At 69.0% G+C, this 16,507-nt stretch carries 17 protein-coding genes and 1 pseudogene; 8 read left to right on the forward strand and 10 right to left on the reverse strand.

The annotated features are described in order from the left end of the window. Positions 1–3 precede the first annotated feature (3 nt). Entirely contained in the window at positions 4–582 is a 579-nt protein-coding gene (locus ACLJPY_RS09055; RefSeq protein WP_410587550.1) for an EndoU domain-containing protein, read from the forward strand. Here ACLJPY_RS09055 and ACLJPY_RS09060 read toward each other — a convergent pair. Both ACLJPY_RS09060 and ACLJPY_RS09065 read right to left on the reverse strand, forming a co-directional pair. Next, positions 579–851 (reverse strand): helix-turn-helix domain-containing protein, encoded by a 273-nt coding sequence (locus ACLJPY_RS09060; protein ID WP_043787181.1) that lies wholly within the window; start codon positions 849–851, stop codon positions 579–581. The two genes, ACLJPY_RS09055 and ACLJPY_RS09060, sit on opposite strands and share 4 nt — an antisense overlap. A 114-nt stretch (positions 852–965) precedes the next feature. Then, positions 966–2,585 (reverse strand): alpha/beta hydrolase, encoded by a 1,620-nt coding sequence (locus ACLJPY_RS09065; RefSeq protein ID WP_410587551.1) that lies wholly within the window; start codon positions 2,583–2,585, stop codon positions 966–968. A 188-nt stretch (positions 2,586–2,773) separates the two neighbouring features. Between ACLJPY_RS09065 and ACLJPY_RS09070 the strand changes: the two genes are divergently transcribed. Beyond that, positions 2,774–3,052, forward strand: coding sequence for a DUF3311 domain-containing protein (locus ACLJPY_RS09070; RefSeq protein WP_410587552.1), 279 nt, complete (start codon positions 2,774–2,776; stop codon positions 3,050–3,052). Continuing rightward, positions 3,049–4,704, forward strand: coding sequence for a monocarboxylate uptake permease MctP (gene mctP, locus ACLJPY_RS09075; RefSeq protein ID WP_410587553.1), 1,656 nt, complete (start codon positions 3,049–3,051; stop codon positions 4,702–4,704). The genes ACLJPY_RS09070 and mctP overlap by 4 nt, the downstream gene beginning before the upstream one ends. Here the strand turns inward: mctP and ACLJPY_RS09080 are convergent. The 5 genes from ACLJPY_RS09080 to ACLJPY_RS09100 all read right to left on the reverse strand — a co-directional run bounded on the left by ACLJPY_RS09080 (position 4,701) and on the right by ACLJPY_RS09100 (position 8,968). Next, positions 4,701–5,294: a hypothetical protein gene (locus tag ACLJPY_RS09080; protein ID WP_410587554.1), complete on the reverse strand. Its 594-nt coding sequence runs from the start codon at positions 5,292–5,294 to the stop codon at positions 4,701–4,703. The two genes, mctP and ACLJPY_RS09080, sit on opposite strands and share 4 nt — an antisense overlap. A 46-nt stretch (positions 5,295–5,340) precedes the next feature. Next, positions 5,341–6,267, reverse strand: coding sequence for a GNAT family N-acetyltransferase (locus tag ACLJPY_RS09085; RefSeq protein ID WP_410587555.1), 927 nt, complete (start codon positions 6,265–6,267; stop codon positions 5,341–5,343). Positions 6,268–6,484: 217 nt separating this feature from the next. Next, positions 6,485–6,634, reverse strand: coding sequence for a hypothetical protein (locus ACLJPY_RS09090; protein ID WP_364275848.1), 150 nt, complete (start codon positions 6,632–6,634; stop codon positions 6,485–6,487). Positions 6,635–6,893: 259 nt separating this feature from the next. Beyond that, positions 6,894–8,084: an AAA family ATPase gene (locus ACLJPY_RS09095; protein ID WP_410587556.1), complete on the reverse strand. Its 1,191-nt coding sequence runs from the start codon at positions 8,082–8,084 to the stop codon at positions 6,894–6,896. A gap of 155 nt (positions 8,085–8,239) precedes the next feature. Continuing rightward, the gene (locus ACLJPY_RS09100; RefSeq protein WP_410587557.1) at positions 8,240–8,968 is read right to left on the reverse strand and encodes a MerR family transcriptional regulator; all 729 of its coding nucleotides are present in this window, start codon (positions 8,966–8,968) and stop codon (positions 8,240–8,242) included. A gap of 171 nt (positions 8,969–9,139) precedes the next feature. Between ACLJPY_RS09100 and ACLJPY_RS09105 the strand changes: the two genes are divergently transcribed. Then, positions 9,140–9,685, forward strand: a complete 546-nt coding sequence (locus ACLJPY_RS09105; protein ID WP_410587558.1) for a DoxX family membrane protein — start codon at positions 9,140–9,142, stop codon at positions 9,683–9,685. Between the two features lie 54 nt (positions 9,686–9,739). Here ACLJPY_RS09105 and ACLJPY_RS09110 read toward each other — a convergent pair whose 3' ends face one another. Further along, positions 9,740–11,029 (reverse strand): acetyl-CoA C-acetyltransferase, encoded by a 1,290-nt coding sequence (locus tag ACLJPY_RS09110; RefSeq protein WP_285987386.1) that lies wholly within the window; start codon positions 11,027–11,029, stop codon positions 9,740–9,742. 93 nt (positions 11,030–11,122) lie between these two features. Between ACLJPY_RS09110 and ACLJPY_RS09115 the strand changes: the two genes are divergently transcribed. Together ACLJPY_RS09115 and ACLJPY_RS09120 are read left to right on the forward strand one after the other, a co-directional pair. Beyond that, complete coding sequence (locus tag ACLJPY_RS09115) at positions 11,123–12,457, forward strand: 3-oxoacyl-ACP reductase (RefSeq protein ID WP_410587559.1); 1,335 nt, start codon at positions 11,123–11,125, stop codon at positions 12,455–12,457. Between the two features lie 2 nt (positions 12,458–12,459). Beyond that, entirely contained in the window at positions 12,460–13,302 is an 843-nt protein-coding gene (locus ACLJPY_RS09120; RefSeq protein WP_410587634.1) for a MaoC family dehydratase, read from the forward strand. Here ACLJPY_RS09120 and ACLJPY_RS09125 read toward each other — a convergent pair. Next, positions 13,294–13,950 (reverse strand): TetR/AcrR family transcriptional regulator, encoded by a 657-nt coding sequence (locus ACLJPY_RS09125; protein WP_043787198.1) that lies wholly within the window; start codon positions 13,948–13,950, stop codon positions 13,294–13,296. The two genes, ACLJPY_RS09120 and ACLJPY_RS09125, sit on opposite strands and share 9 nt — an antisense overlap. Positions 13,951–14,076: 126 nt before the next feature. Here ACLJPY_RS09125 and ACLJPY_RS09130 point away from each other — a divergent pair, with 126 nt between their 5' ends. Both ACLJPY_RS09130 and ACLJPY_RS09135 read left to right on the forward strand, forming a co-directional pair. Next, entirely contained in the window at positions 14,077–14,739 is a 663-nt protein-coding gene (locus ACLJPY_RS09130) for an SCP2 sterol-binding domain-containing protein (RefSeq protein ID WP_410587560.1), read from the forward strand. 61 nt (positions 14,740–14,800) lie between these two features. Continuing rightward, positions 14,801–15,355 carry an SCP2 sterol-binding domain-containing protein gene (locus ACLJPY_RS09135; RefSeq protein ID WP_410587635.1) on the forward strand — a complete coding sequence of 185 codons (555 nt, stop codon included), beginning with the start codon at positions 14,801–14,803 and terminating at the stop codon, positions 15,353–15,355. Between the two features lie 942 nt (positions 15,356–16,297). On the opposite strand, the pseudogene ACLJPY_RS09140 reads toward ACLJPY_RS09135, so the two are convergent. Then, positions 16,298–16,390 (reverse strand): annotated as a pseudogene (locus ACLJPY_RS09140) (hypothetical protein); the annotation flags it as partial. Positions 16,391–16,507 lie beyond the last annotated feature (117 nt).

A 16,507-nucleotide genomic window follows, 5' to 3' on the forward strand; every position in this document is an offset into this window, starting at 1 on the left:
CGAGTGGGCGGCGGGCACGCACCGGGCGCCGGGCGCAGGGCGACCAGCGAGTTCCCGGCCGGCTGGACCGACGAGCAGATCATCTCCGTGGTCAAGGACGTCGCCAACGACCCCAGCGAGGCCCGGCGGCAGCAGCGCAACGGCCGGTGGCGTTGTGCCGGCGAGCGGTTCAACGTCCACCTGATCGTCCTGGTCGAAGAGAACGGGCACGTGCACACCGCCTACCCGGTGGCCGGGCCGGGCGTGGTCCGCAACCCGGACACCGCGCGGGACCCGGCGAACCCGACGGTCGCCGACCTCAAGGGCAACCGGATCAGCTTCTTCGCCGACAGCGTGCTGACCACGATCGGCAACCGGCTCTCCCCGGAGGACTACACGCACTACCGCACGCTGCTGTGGGCCGGGGAGTGGGAGGAACTGGCCGACGTGCTGTCCGCGCACGCGTACCGGGTCGGCTTCGGCTTCTCCGCCGACGAGTTCTCCGACTTCGAGAAGCTGCTCAACAGCTACGACCTGCCGGTGCCCGGCTGCGCGTTCCTCAACGACCGCGAGCACATCCTCAACCAGCTGCGGCCGCTCTAACTCGCCTGGGAAAGCGGCGGTGACGCGGCGGGCGTGACGGCCGCGCGCAGCTCCTCCAGCGGCAGGCCGACGGCGTCGGCGATGGCCGCGACCGTGAAGAACGCCGGCGTCGGGATGCGGCCGGTTTCGATCTTCCGGAGCGTCTCGACCGAGATCCCGGCCTCCGCGGCGACGTCGACCATGCTCCGGCCGGCCCGCGCCGCCCGCAGCGCCTGGCCGAGGCGTTCGCCTCGCTCGCGCTCTTCATCCGTCAGCGGTACACGCACCATGAGCGGGATTCTAATACCACCAGTTGTCCACTGCCTGTGGACAACTCTGTGCACAGGTGTGGAAAAGCCCCGCCGAACGTCCGTTCGGCGGGGCCTCCACTACACCTTGTGGTGTCAGGCGCCCGCGGGCACCGGAAGTGGCATGCCGGGCAGGCTCTGGTCGTTCGGCACCACGCCGTCGACGAGGTAGGCCTCCACGACCTTGTCCACACCCGCGTTGCCGCCGGCGTAGATGCCGTGGTCACCCTCGCCGGTGATCGTCAGCATCCGCGAACCCGCGAACGCCTTGTGCGCGCGCCGCGCGCCCTCGATCGGCGTCGCCGGGTCGTGCTCCGACTCGACGATCAGCACCGGCGGGACACCCTTGCCGTCCAGGACGGGCAGCGGGGACGGCGGCTTCTTCCAGAACAGGCACGGCTGGATGAACCAGCCCGCGCCGAGCAGGGGCAGCTGCTGGTCGATCAGCTTCTGCGACTGCTTGATGGCGCTCTGGGTCGAGCCGGTCCACGGACCCTCGTTGCACGGGATGGTCCAGAAGCTGGCGTCGTAGGCGTCGCCGTCGGTCGGGACCATCAGCGGCTGCGCGCCGGAGGTCTCGGTGCTCTTGTCCGCGGCCTTGACCTTCTGCGCGGCCGACGACTTGGCCTGCGCCGACGCGGTGCCCTGGGTCAGCGTGCGGACGCTGACCAGGTAGTCGGCCAGGCCCGGGAAGGACCGCTTCGAGTAGATGTTCGACGCGATGAAGGAGTCGAGGCCGTTCGCCGAGACGCTCGAACCGTCGGGCAGGGTGACCGCGCCCTGGGTCAGGGCGTAGCGGACCTGCTCGTAGGTCTGGCGGGCCGCCTCGCCGGTGGTGCCGAAGTGGTAGAGCTTGTCGTACTTCGCCACCCACGGGAGGAAGTCCTGGCGGAAGCGGCGCTCGAAGCCGAGCGGCTGCCAGTCGAACGACTTCTGCCAGGTGGTCGTGAACTCCGTCGAGGAGTCGAGGACGAACCGGCCGGTGCGCGTCGGGTAGGCCTGCGCGTAGTGCGCGCCCATCCAGGTGCCCGCCGAGTAGCCGACCCAGTTGATCTTGTCGCGGCCGAGCAGCACGCGCAGCAGGTCGATGTCCTTGACCGTCTGGTCGGTGTTGATCAGCGGGCCCAGCTCGCCGGACTTCTGCTGGCAGGACAGCGCCGCGTACTTCGTCGCCTGGAGGATCAGGTTCAGGTTCTGCTTGCTGCGGTCGCGCGGGTCGAGGTCCGAGCCGGTGCCGATGGCGCCGCCGCAGGTGATGTTGGTGCTCTTGCCGGTGCCGCGCGGGTCGAAGCCGACGATCTCCTGGTGCTCACGCAGCTTCGGCTGGTTGCGCAGGCGGGCCGGGAAGTTCCGCCCGGGCGCCCCCGGGCCGCCCGGGTTGGTGACGACGCTGGCCGTCGCGTCCTTGGTCGCCTTCAGCCGGCTGACGGCGATGGTGAGGTCGATCTGGGCGTTCGCCTGGTACCAGTTGCGCGGCGTCTTGTAGGTCGCGCACTCCATGTCCTCGGCGCCCGCGGGCGGAGCCGTCGGCAGCTCGGCGGGGACGGCGCACTTGTGCCAGTCCAGCTTCTGGTTCGCGTACTGCGGCGGGATGTTCGTGGAGTTCAGCGGCTGCTTACCGGCCGCGACCTCCTGACCTGCGAACGCAGGAGTGAACCCGGCCAGCAGGGTGCCCGCGATCGCGGGGATCACCACCGCGTAGCGGAGTCGTGTCATACAGTTGCCCCTTTTGGGTTTTGCGCGTGCGGAGTCGGCTATTGATATCGGGCCGGTGGGGGTGGGGCAACCGACGTTGGTCGGCATCGCGGACCGTGGCGATCAAATCGATATCGGACAAGCGTGACTCGCTGTCACGCAGGTTCTAAGGTCATGCAGTCGGTTACGGGAGTGTTAGGTGAGGTCCGATGTCGACTGCGAAGCACGACGGAAAGGTGCGCGGGTTTCGATTCAGCCCGTGGAACCTGCTCCTGATCGTCCCGCTGCTGGTCCTGGTCACGCCACTGTTCAACATGGACGGTCCGCGGTTGTTCGGGATGCCGTTCTTCTACTGGTTCCAGTTCGTCATGGTGGCGGTCGGGGTGCTCTCCACCTGGATCGTCTACCTGATGACGCGGGACAAGCCGACCGCTGACGCACCGGACCGGCTGAGCGTCGACGACCTGGACGAGGGGGACGCTCGATGAGCAACCTGCAGTGGCCCGAGCTGATCATCTTCACGGTCCTCTTCGCCCTGGTGACCGTGCTCGGCTTCATGGCCTCGCGCTGGCAGCGCGGCAGCACGCTGGACCACCTGGACGAATGGGGCCTCGGCGGCCGCAAGTTCGGCTCGTGGATCACCTGGTTCCTGCTCGGCGGCGACCTCTACACGGCGTACACGTTCGTCGCGGTGCCCGCGCTGGTGTTCAGCGCCGGCGCGCTCGGCCTGTACGCGCTGCCGTACACGATCGTCGTCTACCCGATCGTGCTGCTCCCGGCGCTGCGGATGTGGTCGGTTTCGCGGGTGCGCGGTTACGTCACCCCGGCCGACTTCGTGCGCGGCCGCTTCGGCTCGCCGATCCTCGCGCTGCTGGTGGCGATCACCGGCATCGTCGCGACCATGCCGTACATCGCGCTGCAGCTGGTCGGCCTCGAAGCCGTGCTGCGGACGATGGGCATCAACGGCGGCGGCATCGTCGGGCACCTGCCGCTGCTGGTCGCCTTCGTGATCCTGGCGTTCTACACCTACCAGTCCGGCCTGCGGGCGCCCGCGCTGATCGCGTTCGTCAAGGACATCCTGATCTACATCGTGATCCTGGTGGCGATCATCTACCTGCCCTCGAAGCTGGGCGGCTGGTCGCACATCTTCGACACCGCGGCCGCGAAGCTGAGCACCAAGAGCCCGGCCACGGGCAAGCCGGCCGGCTCGATCCTGCTGACCGCCAACAACCAGCTGCAGTACGCGACCCTGGCGCTGGGCTCGGCGCTCGCGCTGTTCCTGTACCCGCACTCGCTGACCAGCGTGCTGGCCTCGCGCGGGCGCAACGTCATCAAGAAGAACATGGTGGCGCTGCCGGCGTACTCGCTGGTGCTGGGCCTGCTGGCGCTGCTGGGTTACGTGGCGATCACCGCCGGGGTCAAGCCGCTGACGAACGCGGCGACCGGCAAGGTGGACGGCAACACGATCGTCCCGGTGCTGTTCGACAGCCAGTTCTCGTCCTGGTTCGCCGGCATCGCGTTCGCCGCGATCGGCATCGGCGCCCTGGTGCCGGCGGCGATCATGTCGATCGCCGCGGCCAACCTGTGGACGCGCAACATCTATAAGGAGTACATCCGCAAGAACGCGACGCCGCAGGAAGAAGCGAAGCAGGCGAAGCTGGCTTCGCTGGTTGTGAAGCTGGGCGCGGTGGCCGTCATCATCCTGATCGACCCGCAGTTCTCGATCGACCTCCAGCTCATCGGCGGCGTGCTGATCCTGCAGACGCTGCCGGCGGTCGCGCTGGCGCTGTACACGCGCTGGTTCCACCGCTGGGGCCTGGTCGCGGGCTGGGTCGTCGGCATCGGCTGGGGCCTGATCATGCTGTACGGCATCCCCAACCCGGCCAACGGCAAGCAGCACTTCGGCGGCTCGGCGCTGTCACTGGGCAACCTGTCGATCTTCGGCTGGCACCCGTTCGCGGGCTCGGCGGTCCAGATCTACGTCGGTTTCGTCGCCCTGATCGGCAACCTGGTGATCGCGGCGATCGTCACGGTGATCGCCCGGCAGCTGAAGGTGTTCAACGGCACGGACGACACCAACCCCGAGGACTACCACGCCGACGAGCACGACAAGGACCTCCGCCCGATCGGCGTCCACTAAGGACGGACGGCGGCCCGGGAAACGAGGTAGAGCACCACGCCGTTGAGCAGGTGCCAGAGGAAGTGCGTGCCGGCCGGGACGTAGTCGCAAACGTCCCGGTCGAGCGTGCCCAGGCTCAGCGAAAGCGCGAAGACCGCGCCTGCCACGGCGAAGTGCGGCCACGACGCGTCACGCGCGAAGGCGAGGATCGCGGCGCAGAGCCCGAGCCCGATAAGCGCGGAGAGGTAGAGCCCGCCGCCCAGCAGCGCGGTGACGACGGTCAGGGCGAGGAACACCGGCGGTCCGAGCCACCACAGCCGCCACCCGAAGAACACCCGTGGGAACAACGCGGCGTACACGAGCACGAAAGCGAGGATGCTGACCGAGTCCGCGACGGCGGCCCAGCGCGTCGCCAGCAGGTGGAAAACGGTGCTCGCGACGAAGACGAGTCCGATGAGCCCGGCCAGCAACCGCCCGACGCGATCGCCCGCGGCCAACCGCCACACGAGCACGGCGGCCACGAGGAACGCGAGGTTGCTGAGACTGTTGAGCGGTTCACCCCAGAGCCCGGGCGCAACGCGTTCGCAATACCCGTCGACGTAGTCCGTCACGCGACCACCCAACCACGGTCTTCTTCCGGCTCGGCCGGGTGCTGCGCTAGAACTCCAGGCGCCAGGTTTCGTCGGTCAGCTTCGGCCCCCAGTCGTCGAAGTCCGCTTCGGCGATCAGCTCGAACCCGGCCGCGCGGTAGAGCGCCCGCGCCGCTTCGAGGACCGACACCGTCGACAGCTCCATCGCGCGGTAGCCGTGGGCCTTGGCGAACGCCACGCACTCGGTCACCAGCCGCTTGCCGACGCCGTGCCCCCGCGCCGACGGCTCGAGCAGCAGCAGCCGCAGCTTCGCGGTGTCCGCGTCGGCACGGCCGCAGCCGATGCTGCCCACGCGCTCGCCGTCGAGTTCGGCGATCCAGAACGCCTGTCCCGGGTCGGTGTGGCCGTCGAGGAAGTCCGCGGCGATCCGGGCGACGAGTGCCTCGAACCGGGCGTCGAAACCGTACTCGCGGGCGTACAACGCGCCGTGGCGTTCCACCACCCATCCGAGGTCGCCCGGTCGTGGCGGGCGCAGCACGAGTGCCGGGTCGCGGCGGCGGTCGCCGACCAGGTCGCCGATCGTGCGCATCGCGCTCAGCAGGCGCTGCTGGTCTTCGTCGGCGAACCGGCGCAGCAGCCCGCCGATCTGGTCGGCCGACCGGCGGTTCAGCACCGCGAACGCGTCCCGGCCCGCGGCGGTCGGGCGCACGAGCTGGCGGCGGGCGTCTTCGTCCGACCGTTCGCGCACGACCAGCCCGCGCGACTCGAGGCGGCTGAGCAGCCTGCTGGCGTAGCCGGCGTCGAGGTCGAGGCGTTTCCGCAGGTCGGTGACCGGAAGCGGGTCCTGGTGGGCGAGCTCGAACAGGACGCGGGCCTCCGGCAGCGAGTACTCGGCGTCCGCCGGCCCTTCGTCGAGCACGCCGATGACGGACGTGTAGAGCCGGTTGAAAGCGCGAACCGCGGCCACCCGGTCCGCGGTCAGAGCCTCGTTCATTGACCACCTCAACAAGTTCGTTGACGAAGTCAAAGATTACTCGGGAAGCCGGTCAAGGCAAGGGAGAAAATGGGAAACCCCGCGATGCTGCCAGGTCGGGGGTCCGCCAGCATCACGGGGTCGTACTGGGTATCGACGCCCCTCCGGGCGGCGTTACACCATGCGCTCGATGTGGCTTAGGTCACTCGGATGGGCGACCGCCACGGGGTGAGAAAGATCAGCGCATGTAGCCCGAGCGAGCCTGCGAGATCGCGATGAGTTCCTGACGGACCGTCGCGGTGGCGGCGGTGTCGATCGCCCGGTTCAGCGCCCGGCGAGTGCGAGCCTCGGCGCGACGGGCACGGAGCTTGGCGGCGATGTTGTTCATCGGTGTCTGCATCCCCTTCGAGGGTCTTGGTGGCTTGGGTTCCAGTATGCGCCTTTTTTCACAAGGAAGCCAATGAATATCCGGTGATGTGGCGCACTAGCCGATGAATCATCGGCAAACTTGGGTATGCGCCGGAGAGATCGAGGGTGGTCGCGGTCACTGAAGAGCAACCCGCTAAGACTCTCTACGGCGATATAGAAATAGTGCTATAAAACCGTAGCGACGCTCATAGACCGCGAGACAGCAGGAAAACCGCAGGTCAGTCGCGGCCGAGCAGGTAGTGCCCGAAGTGCGGGACCGTGAAGGCGATCTGCCCCCGCTCGGCGGAGTACACGAGCCCCTTCTTCATCAGGCTGTCGCGCGCGGGCGACAGTGACGACGGCTTCCGGCCGAGGAACACGGCGACGTCGGCGGTGCCCGCCGGTTCGTCGCGGCCTTGGGTGAGCGACGCCATCGCCTGCAGGTACTCCCGCTCGGCCGGCGTGGCCCGCTCGTAGCGCGAGCCGAAGAAGCCGACAGCCAGCTCCGACTCCGCCTCGGGCGCCGCGACCTGGACGTCCTTGACCGTGATCGGGTCGGACGGCGCCGCGTCCCAGGCCGCCTTGCCGTAAGCCTGGATGAAGTAGGGGTAGCCGCCGGACGCGTCGAAGAGCGCGTCGAGGGCTTCCGGCTCGATGCCGGCGTCTTCGCGCTCGATCGGTGCCAGCACGGCGAAGTCGGCGTCCTCGCGGCTGAGCCGGTCGATGCGCGCGTACCGGAAGAGCCGCTCGGAGTAGGACTTCGACGCCGACAGCACGGCGGGCACGTGCGGCAGCCCGGCCCCGACGACCACCAGCGGCGCGCCGGACTGCGAGAGCTCGTGGCAGGCGGCGCACAACGCCGAGACGTCGTCCGGCTGCAGGTCCTGGATCTCGTCGATGAGCAGCGCGACGCCGGTGCCGACGTCCGCGGCCAGCTCGGCGACGTCGGTGAACAGCTCGACGAGGTCGATCTCGATGTCCCCGGAGTCCGCGCGGCCCTGGGCGGCGGGCACGTCGATGCCCGGCTGCCAGCGGTCGCGCAGCTTGGCGTCGGCCTTGTTGGCCCGCAGCGCGAAGGCCTTGAGCACGCCGAGCACCTCTTCGACGCGGTCGGGCGCCCGGTGCCGCACGGCGAGGTCCCGGATGGCCCGGTGCAGCGCGGCCGACAGCGGCCGCCGCAGCTCGGCGTCCGGCCGCGCTTCGATCTTCCCGGCGCCCCACTTGTGCCGCACGGCCATCGCGCGCAGCTCCCCGAGGAGGACGGTCTTGCCGACCCCGCGCAGCCCGGTGAGCACGAGACTGCGTTCGGGTCTCCCCCGCGCCACCCGCTCCAGCACCACTTCGAACGCCTTGAGCTCACGCTCGCGCCCGGCCAGCTCGGGCGGCCGTTGCCCGGCGCCCGGCGCGAAGGGGTTGCGGATGGGGTCCACTCTGCCAAGCTATCGGCGTTTCTAGCGTGGGCCCGATATTCCGCCATAGACGGCTAGCGCGTGTCGCGCGGGTTCGACCGGTTGGCCGTACATAGAGCCGAACAGGTCTGCAGCCCTGCTCGGCTCTACCCCCAGTGCGCCCGTACGACGCACCGCTACTCGCTCAGGTTCCGTTCCGCGTAGATCTTCATCGCGTCCCGGACGAATTCCGCTCTTTCGCCCTCGAACCCGTAGCGCGGGTCGTCCACATACAGCTGCCCCAGGCCCGCGAAGTACCCCGCGGACACCGACGACACGGCCGGCCGCAGCCACTCGTGCAGCCGCCGCGTGATCGCCTGGACCTCGTCGGAGCCCGGAGCCAGTCCGGAAGCGGCCCCGAACGCCGCCGCGATGTCCCGCTGCTCCTGCTGGTGGGCCTCCCGTTCCGAGGCCGACAGCGAACTCCACCACTGGTCACCACGCTGGTACGCGTCGGCGCCCCAGCGGGAAGTCACCTCCTCCTCGTAGCGGGTGTGGTCGAAGCCGTCGAAGACTTCTTCTGCCATCAGTCGTTCACCTCCCTTCAGCTTCCGGAGGGTCGTGCGGACCGACTCGATCTGCCGTCCGATCCGCCGCTGCTCGCGTTCGAGCAGCTCCAGGTGGGTTTCGAGCGCGGCGGCGCGGTCGCGTTGCCCGTCGAGCACCTCGGCGATCGCCGGCAGGCCGAGGCCGAGTTCGCGCAGCAGGAGGATCCGCTGGAGCCGGACGAGCGCCTGCTCGTCGTAGTAGCGGTAGCCGTTGCCGCCGATCCGGCTGGGCTCGAGCAGGCCGACCGCGCCGTAGTGCCGCAGCGTCCGGCTCGTGGTCCCCGCCGTCCGGGCGATGTCCTGGATCGACCACTCCATGACTTCGACGATAGAAGTTGACGCAGCGTCAAAGTCAACCGCTAACGCTTTATAGCGCTCTCTAGCAGCAGGACTATAAACAGCCAGAAAGGGCGATGAGGATTCGAGCCCGGGCCGAGCGGGCACCCACGGAGTAGGTTCGACCAGGCACCGGCCCGTACGAGGAAGGCTATGACCGTGATACTCCGTCGAGTGGCACGTCCCCTGCTCGCCACGATCTTCGTGACGGGCGGGATCAATGCGCTGAGGCAGGCCGAGGGCCACGCCAAGGCGGCGGAACCGTTCCTCAACAGCGCGCTCGACAAGTTCGGCGACAAACTCCCGGCGCAGGTCCCGCGGGACCCGGTGACGCTCGTCCGGATCGACGCCGCCGTGAAGGTCGGCGCCGGGCTCGCGCTCGCGGCCGGCAAGGCGCCGCGGCTCGCGGCGGGGCTGCTGCTCGGCAGCCTGGTGCCGACGACGCTCTCGACGCACAGCTTCTGGACCCTCAAGGACCCGGGCGAGCGCCAGCAGCAGCAGATCCAGTTCTTCAAGAACGCGAGCCTGGCCGGTGGCCTGCTCCTCGCGGTCAGCGACACGCACGGGAAGCCGTCGGCGGCCTGGCGCGCGCGTCACGCCGCGAAGGACGTCGGCGCCGCGGCCGGGAAGCTGAGCCGCAAGGGCCAGAAGCGGGCCAACAAGCTCGCGAAGCGGGCCCAGAAGGCCCTCCCCAACTGACCCACCTGACACGAAAGGGCCGTCCCTCGCGAGGGACGGCCCTTTTTCGTGCGGTTACTTCTCCAGGATCGCGGTGACGCCCTGGCCGCCGGCCGCGCAGATGGAGATCAGGCCGCGGCCGGATCCCTTCTCGTGCAGCAGCTTCGCCAGCGTCGCGACGATCCGGCCGCCGGTCGCGGCGAACGGGTGCCCGGCCGCCAGCGACGAGCCGTTGACGTTGAGCTTCGCCCGGTCGATCGCGCCGAGCGGCTCGTCCAGCTCCAGCTTCTCCTTGGCGAACGCCGGGTCCTCCCACGCCTTGAGCGTGGCCAGCACCTGCGACGCGAACGCCTCGTGGATCTCGTAGAAGTCGAAGTCCTGCAGCGAGAGCCCGGCCCGCGCGAGCATCCGCGGCACGGCGTAGGCGGGCGCCATCAGCAGGCCCTCGTCACCGTGGACGTAGTCGACGGCCGCGGTCTGCGAGAACGTCAGGTACGCCAGCACCGGGAGCTTGTGCGCCTTCGCCCACTCGTCGGTGGCCAGCAGGACGGTCGACGCGCCGTCGGTCAGCGGCGTCGAGTTGCCCGCGGTCATCGTGCCGTCCGGGCCGCCGAACGCCGGCTTGAGCTTGGCGAGCTTCTCCGCGGTCGAGTCCGGCCGCAGGTTCTGGTCCCGCGCGAGCTTGAGGAACGGCGTCACGAGGTCGTCGAAGAACCCGCGGTCGTAGGCGGCGGCGAGCTTCTGGTGGCTGCTCGCGGCGAGTTCGTCCTGCGCCTCGCGGGTGATCTCCCAGACCTTCGCCGTCAACGCGGCGTGCTCGCCCATCGACAGGCCGGTGCGCGGCTCCTCGTTGCGCGGGATCGCCGGGACGATGTGCCCGGGCCGGATCTTCGCGACGAGCTTGAGGCGGTCGCCGAGCGTCTTGGCCGCGTTGAGCTGGATGAGGATCTGGCGCAGGTCCTCGTTGACGGCGAGCGGCGCGTCGCTGGTCGTGTCGACGCCGCCGGCGATCGCCGAGTCGAGCTGGCCGAGCGCGATCTTGTTGGCGACGTTGACGATCGCCTGCAGGCCGGTGCCGCACGCCATCTGGACGTCGGACGCGGGTGTCGCGGGCGAGAGCTTGCTGCCCAGCACGCTCTCGCGGGCCAGGTTGAAGTCCTTCGAGTGCTTGAGCACCGCGCCGGCGGCGACCTCGCCGATCACCTCGCCCTGCAGCGAGAACCGGCTGACCAGGCCGTCGAGCGCCGCGGTGAACATGTCCTGGTTGGAGGCCTTCGCGTACGGACCGTTGGACCGCGCGAACGGGATCCGGTTGCCGCCGATGATCGCGACCTTGCGCACGGCGGGCGTTTTCTTCGGCGGCATGAACTCCACCTCTCTGGTCGGCTCCTGCACACTGTAACCTACTGAGGAGTAGGTTAGACTGCGACGTGACGCAGACGGCACGGGAGGCAACCGATGGCTGACAGGTACCAGCAGTTCACGAAAACCCCGGTGGGGAAGTTCGTGGTGCCGAAGCTCGGCCTGCCCAATCCCGCGACACTGCGCCGGTACCAGCCCGGGCAGCCCGCCCTCGAGGGTCCCGCACTTCTCGGCGCCGCGCCCGGCGGGCGGCTGGAGAAAACCCTCCGCGACCAGCTGGCCGACGCGGGCATCGAGGTGATCACCGGCCCGGCCGACCGGCACGCGGCGCTGGTCTTCGACGCCACCGGCGTCACCGACCCCGCCCGCCTGCGCGAGGTCTACGACTTCTTCCACCCGGTGATCCGCAGCGTCGGCCCGTCCGGCCGGGTCGTCGTGCTGGGCACGCCGCCCGAGCAGGTCGAGGGCCGCGAGCGGATCGCGCAGCGCGCCCTCGAAGGGTTCATCCGATCGGTGGGCAAGGAGCTGAAGCGCGGCGCGACCGCCCAGCTCGTGTACGTCGCCGACGGCGCCGAAGAGGCGACGGAGTCGACGCTGCGGTTCCTGCTCTCGGCGAAGTCGGCGTTCGTCGACGCGCAGGTGATCCGGATCGGCACCGAGGGCAAGACGGCGTCCGCGCCCGCGAACTGGGAGAAGCCCCTGGACGGCAAGGTCGCGCTGGTCACCGGCGCGTCCCGCGGCATCGGCGCGGCGATCGCCGAGGTGCTGGCCCGCGACGGCGCGCACGTCGTCGCGCTCGACATCCCGGCCCAGGGCGGCGACCTCTCGAAGGTCGCCAACAAGGTCGGCGGGTCGTCGCTGCAGCTCGACATCACTTCGCCGAGCGCGCCCGCGAAGCTCGCGGAGTACCTGAAGGAGCGGCACGGCGGTGTCGACATCGTCGTGCACAACGCCGGCATCACGCGCGACAAGACGCTGGGCAACATGAGCGAAAGCGCGTGGGACTCCGTGATCGCCGTCAACCTCGCTTCGCAGCTCGCGGTGAACGACAAGCTCCTCGCCGACCGCGTGCTGAACGAGAACGGGCGCATCATCGGTGTCTCGTCGATCGCGGGCATCGCCGGCAACGTCGGCCAGACGAACTACGCGACGTCGAAGGCGGGCGTGATCGGCATGGTCAACGTCGGCGCGCCGCAGCTGGCGGCGTACGGCGGCACGATCAACGCGGTCGCGCCCGGGTTCATCGAGACCAAGATGACGGCCGCGGTGCCGCTGTTCATCCGCGAAGCCGGGCGGCGGCTGTCCAGCCTCGGCCAGGGCGGGCTGCCGGTCGACGTCGCCGAGACGATCGCCTGGTACGCGAACCCGGCGTCGGCCGCGGTGAACGGCAACGTGGTCCGCGTCTGCGGCCAGGCCCTGCTGGGGGCGTGACCGTGGCAATCCGCGAACTCGACAGCACGCCGAGCCTGGCCACGCTGTACCCGAAGGCGCTGCTCGGCGGCGTCCTGCGCAAGCCGTCCGGCTCTTCGCTGCCCGACACCGAGCTGGTGCGCACGGGTGTCGTCGTCGACCCGGCGCACCTGGCGGCGTACAACACGGTGTGCGGCTTCCGGCTGAGCGACGAGCTGCCGGCGACGTACCCGCACATGCTGGCGTTCCCGCTGCAGATGGCGCTGATGACCGAGCCGGGGTTCCCGTTCCCGCTGCTCGGCATGGTGCACGTGGCCAACCGGATCACCCAGCACCGCGCGCTGCGGGTGAGCGAGCCGCTGACCGTGCGCGTGCGGGCGGAGAACCTGCGCCCGCACGAGAAGGGGCGTCAGTTCGACGTCGTCAGCGAAGCGTGGGTCGATGCTGACCTCGTCTGGTCCGACGTCAGCACGTACTTGCGTCGCGGCTCTTCGTCCGGCCCGGCCGGCCGCCGGGACCAGCTGGCCCCGCCGACACCGGACGCGATCTGGCGCGTCCCGGGTGACATCGGACGGCGCTACGCGGAGGTCTCGGGCGACCGCAACCCGATCCACCTGCACCCGCTGACGGCCCGGCTGTTCGGCTTCCCCCGCGCGATCGCCCACGGCATGTGGACGAAGGCCCACGCGCTGGCGGCGTTCGAGGGCCGGCTGCCGGAGGCGTTCACGGTGGACGTCCGCTTCAAGCAGCCGGTGCTGCTGCCGGCCAAGGCGGGCTTCACGTCGTGGTCGGTGGACGGTGGCTGGGCCTTCGAGCTGTGGAGCGGGTCGAAGCCGCACCTGGAGGGCACGATCAGCTCACTCTGACGGCTTCCAGACCGCGCCTTCGATGAGGTCGTTGAACCCGAGCCAGACGAGGTTCATCAGCCAGGAAGCCAGGACGCCGTCGGAGATGTCGGGGTGGTCGAGGGCCCAGTCGGCCAGCGACTCGGCCCCGCCGACCAGGGACGCGGCCAGGCCTTCGCCGGAGAACTCGGCCTGCTCGCCGACGCCCTTGCGGGTGCCGGCGGACACCACGAGCGCGGCGACGAGCTGGATCGCCCGCGCCCGCATGTCGGTGATCTCCGCGGCGAAGGCCCCGCCGACGGTGAGGGCCTGGCGGTGCAGGACCGTCCACGACTCGCGGTACTCGGCGACGAAGCGGTAGAAGGACCGGAGGCCGTGCCAGAGCTGCATGTCCGGCGGCAGGTCGGGCTGGACGCCGGCCTGGATGGCCTCGAGCAGGCGCGTCGCCTCGCGGCGGATGCACGCGCCGAAGAGGTCTTCCTTCGAGCCGAGGTAGGTGTAGATCATCGGCTTCGAGACGCCGGCGACGTCGGAGATCTCGTCCATCGACGCGGCGTGGTAGCCGTGCCGAGAGAAGACCTGGACGGCCGCGTCCAGGATCTGCCGCTCGCGTACCGCACGCGGCAGCCGCCTGGCCCGTTCGGGCGGACGCTGATCTTCCTCTGACACGCTGGACCTCCTCGTTGCTGCCCGGAGACGGTACCGGGCGTTGCCCCGCGCGGGTGATTTCGGCACGCTTGCCCGCCTACCTACTGGCGGGTAGCCTTACGCACGAGTAACCGGAGAGGGGTGACCATGGCCGAAAACGCCGGGATGACCAGCGCCGATCGGATCGCGGACCTCCGCGGAGCGGCGCTGCTGGACGCACTGGAGCGGCTCGACCCGCTGGGCCCGGAGGCCCACGCCCTCGACGTCAACGCCCTCGCGGAGGGCCTCGACCCCGCCGAGCTCCGCAAGGATGATTTTCGCCGGCTGCTGAGCGCCCTGCTGCGCCTGGGCGCCCAGGCCCCGGCGTTCGACCTGAGCAAGGTGGAGCCGGCCCGGTTCGCATCCCTGGTGGCCTCGGCGTCGCGCGCGCAGCTGGAGAGCGTGGTCGCCGACCGAGCGTTGCGCGAGCGCGTACTGGACGAGATCTTCGCCCGCATGGGCGCGCACATCCGGCCGGACCGCGCCCGCAACCTGCAGGCGGTGGTCCACTGGCGCCTGTCGGGCGGAGCAGGCGAAGGCGGCTACGACCGCTACGAAACGGCGATCTCGCACGGAGCGTGCACGGTGAGCCGCGAGATGCATTCGTCGGCGCGAGTCACCATCACGATCGCCCCGGTCGACTTCTTCCGGCTCATCACGCACCAGGCAACCCCGGCGGTGTTGTTCGTAACGGGAAGAATCAAGGTAAAAGGCGACCTGGCCTTCGCGGCGGGTCTCATCGGGTACTTCGACCTCCCCCACCCCGTATAGTCCGCGCGTGTCCCGTAAGCCGAAATGGCGCCGCCCCCGCACGTTCCGCGGCAGTCATGTGGTGAACGCGTTCGCGGAGAAGCTGGTCATCGGCCGCCTGACGCCCGCGCAGTTCATCCAGGTGCTGGAAACCCTGCACATGCTGGGCGCCACGGGTGCGGGGATCGAGCTGAGCTCACTGTCGACGGACGTCCTGGTGGACGTCGTCCGCCGAGCCTCCCGCGAGCAGTTGAAGGCGATCGCTTCTCATGCGGAGCTGCGGTCGGTGTTCCTGGACGAGATATTCCGCCGAATGTCGGAGCATTTCTCACCGGAACGCGCGCGCCACGTGGATTTCGTGGTTTCCTGGCGTTTCTCGGAAGGCTCAGGCGAGGACGGCTACGACCGTTTCCAGACGGTGATCGAGGACGGGGTGTGCGTGTCTTCAGCGGACTTGTCCCGAACCCCGGACACGACGATCACCCTGTCCGTGGACGACTTCATTCGCATGGCCACCGGCAATGCGGCAGTGGCGGCGATGTTCGTGACGGGCCGGGTGAAGGTGAAGGGCGAGTACGCCCCGGCAGTGCGGTTCTCGAGCTACTTCGACATCCCGAAGCCATCGGTGGACAGGTAGGGCCGCCGGCTGCGGCGGCCCTACCTGTCCTGTTCAGCTCCAGAGCGACGAGACGGCGTGGATTACCCACTCTGCGACGGCCTTGCCCAGCCCGGAGCACGCTCCGCGGACGAGAATTTTCGGCCAGCTCGGCTCCCGGGGCGCGGGGCTCGCCTCGTGCCCCGTTCTGGTGAGCGATGTCCGCTTACCAGAACGCGTGATGATCGACGTATGGAGGCGCAGCCTCCGCATCTGGCCCGTAGACTTAGCCAACAGGGCTCCTTACTTGTTCAGGCAGGTCGAGGGGTTCCTGGAAGGGGAAGGTCTGCCGGTGACTGCTGTCCGGCATGGCCGGCTGGCCTTCCCCGATTGCACCCAGACGATCGCGTCTCATCGCTGGATTGCTTCTGCGTTTTGGCCCGCTAGGACCAGCTCGCATGCTGTGTGGCCGAAGGCGCGTCCTGGACGTTGGGTGCCTGGCCCGGCTACTCCACATGTTCACCTCACTAACGTGCGGCTGTGTTACGCGGCTGTGTTACTTGCGGTTGTGTTACGCGGTTGTGTTACTTTGTGTGACGATCCGCGGCCGAAACCGGTAGTTCGACGCGGCAGGCAGCGGCGTGGCGAGTCATCAGCATCGAGTCACCAGCATCAACGAGTCACCAGCATCGCTGTGCGGCACATCGCATTGACAGGTCCGTCTTGAGGCCCAGCAGCCCTTCCAAAGGCAGCGTGATGTCACTTCACTTCAACTCTCCTGACCGCTCTTTGTGCAGTCGTCATTTCGGTGGCTGTCCCTTGGTGGTCGTGTGGCGTTTGACGCACCGGGTGCAGATGCCGAGCGGCGAACTTGCCGCTACGCGTGTCGGCAGAGGCGGCAAGGTGCTCTTTACGTTGCGCCGGTCGGCTTGCCTGGCTGAATCGTGTTGCGCCGGTCCCTGATGCATGGTGCATCACGAGGCCTTATGCCTGACCTTCTGGCGGGAGCCCGGCTTCCTCGAACTCCGCTCTTGTGAACTCTGCTCTTGTGAACTCTGCTCTTGTGAACTCCGCTCCTGTGAAACCAGCTCCTGGGAACGCTCCCTCTGGGAGCGCCCCTTCTGAGAACTCAGCTTCGCAAGCGTGCGCAGTTCGGTAAGCTCATCCCAGGTGCAGATCAGGCGGCCTTCGTTG

Origin of the sequence: Amycolatopsis sp. lyj-23 (genome assembly GCF_046549135.1) — a bacterium.
In the GTDB taxonomy this organism is placed as follows: Bacteria; Actinomycetota; Actinomycetes; order Mycobacteriales; family Pseudonocardiaceae; genus Amycolatopsis.